This is a genomic window from Methylosinus sp. Sm6 (genome assembly GCF_019802345.1).
Taxonomy (GTDB): Bacteria; Pseudomonadota; Alphaproteobacteria; order Rhizobiales; family Beijerinckiaceae; genus Methylosinus.
Genome location: NZ_JAINDZ010000099.1, coordinates 1 through 1,994 on the forward strand (window position 1 = coordinate 1; position 1,994 = coordinate 1,994).

Here is a 1,994-nt window from a genome sequence, read left to right on the forward strand (position 1 = left end):
AACAGCTCATGCACGCAGAGTTCGGACGGATAGTCCGCCGCCGTCCGATTGAACCCCTCGAGAATGAGTTTGCGCTCCTGCTCGGGAATAATCTCAATCTCATCCATGGGCGTGGCGGGCGCCGCTTCAAGCGCCGCCACGAGACCCGCAAGCGCCGCGTGCATGTATTGGCAGATACGCTGCGGTTCGACCGGCGATTGGGTCTGCGCGACGAGTCGGAAGTCGTCCCCGTAGTCGTCAATCGACAGCGTCAGAGGATAGTTGGTCCTTTCGCCCCAGTAGAGAACGTCGCTGTCTTTTAGAAACGAATTCGTCCCGGAAAACAGACCTTCCCCCATCCGCCTGCTGTGTCGGTAGTTCAACAAAGACGTAAAAAGCGGCGCCGGCGGCGCAATGGAGCTGCATCGCTGAGCAAGAGCAAGCGACGCCTGTTCGTGCTCGAGGAGCTTAATCAGCAAATCTCGGGTTTGTCGAAGACCGTCTGCGACGGTCGCTCCGCCGCCGAGGCGGATACGCAATGGCAAGGAATTTATAAACATTCCCAACGCGTTCTCCGCTTCCGTCGACTGGTGAAGGCGGCCATAAAGCATTGTGCCAAATACGACGTCGTCCCGCTCGGACGCGCGTGCGACAACGAGCGCCCAAGCGAGATGCGATATGACGGCGGGAGCCACCTTGTGCGATTTCGCGACGATCCGCAATTTTTCCGCTAACGTCGGCTCGACGTCCTGACCGTGTTCGGCGATCTCGATTGTATTGTCGTGAACGTCCAACAGATCGAAAGGCGCGGTCGGTTCGACGACGTCTCCAAGCATCCCGGCGAAGAAATCCGCATGAGATTTGATTCGTTCGGGATTGCGGGTCGTCGCGACAAAATTCCTGAAAGGCGGTGCCTTAGTGGAATCGTTTCCTGACGCCGAGCTTTGCCGCACACCCGCTTCTATGACTTCCAGAGCGGTGTGGTCTGTCGCCAAATGATGATGAAGCAGAAGGAGCAGCCATCTATGCCCGTCGTAGGCGACCACGACGCGCATCATTGGCGCGCGGGACACATCAATCTTGATGCGGCTCGGGTCATAATGCTCCAGCATTTTCGTCTTGACGTCACCGTCGTCGGGACCGTAACTGACCTCCTCGACTTCGATACAGGCTGAACGCCACACGACCTGAACCGGCTCGGGCAGTCCCTCCCACATCACTGCCGTACGCAAAACGTCATAGCGCGACGTCATCGCTTGAAGCGATCCGATAAACGCGTCAAGGCGCGCGCGCGCGTCAAAGGCGAGCAACGTCCTCAGCAGATAGGCGTCGCCTTCCCGTGACATGAGATGATGGAAGAAGACGCCTTCCTGAAGAGGCGCGAGCGGATAAATATCTTCGACATTTGCGACGCCGCCCGGCACTCGCGCTACGATGCCGTCGATCTCGGGCTGCGTCAGCTGAATCAGCGGCAGCATTTGCGGCGTAATCGCGGCGCAGCCTGGCGGTATCAGATTGGGCGGGATCGTTACGTCGTTGCTTGCGCCGACGGCGGCGGCGAGATCCGACAAGATCGGGTGCAAAAAGATCGTGCGCACACTGCTTCGCAGCCCGCGTCTCCGCAAGCGCTCGGTCATCTGCACGGCGAGCATGGAGTGTCCGCCGAGTTCGAAGAAGTCGTCGTTGCGGGAGACGTGTTCGACGCCGAGCAGGTCGGACCAGATCTCGGCGAGAACCCGCTCGGTCTCGCCGCAGGGGGGCTCGAAGCCGCGCCGCGCATAGGACGCCTCGTCCGGGGCGGGGAGCCCCGCCCTGTCCAACTTGCCGTTTTGCGTCAGCGGCAGGCGTTCGAGACGCACAAAGGCCGCAGGCGCCATATAGTCCGGCAAGGCCGCCGCCAGATGGGCGCGCAGCGCCTCCGGACCCGGCGCATCCTGTGCTCCCGCCCGCGCCGTGTAATAGGCGACGAGACGTTTTTCTCCCTGCGCGCTCGTCTGCGCGACGACCGCGGCCTC

1 protein-coding gene is annotated in these 1,994 nt (G+C 61.1%); it reads right to left on the reverse strand.

Annotation, left to right across the window (positions count from 1 at the left end; genetic code table 11):
• Nucleotides 1–1,994, reverse strand: a 1,994-nt coding sequence (locus tag K3F48_RS23580) for a condensation domain-containing protein (protein ID WP_255609724.1), incomplete at both ends; no start/stop codon positions are given.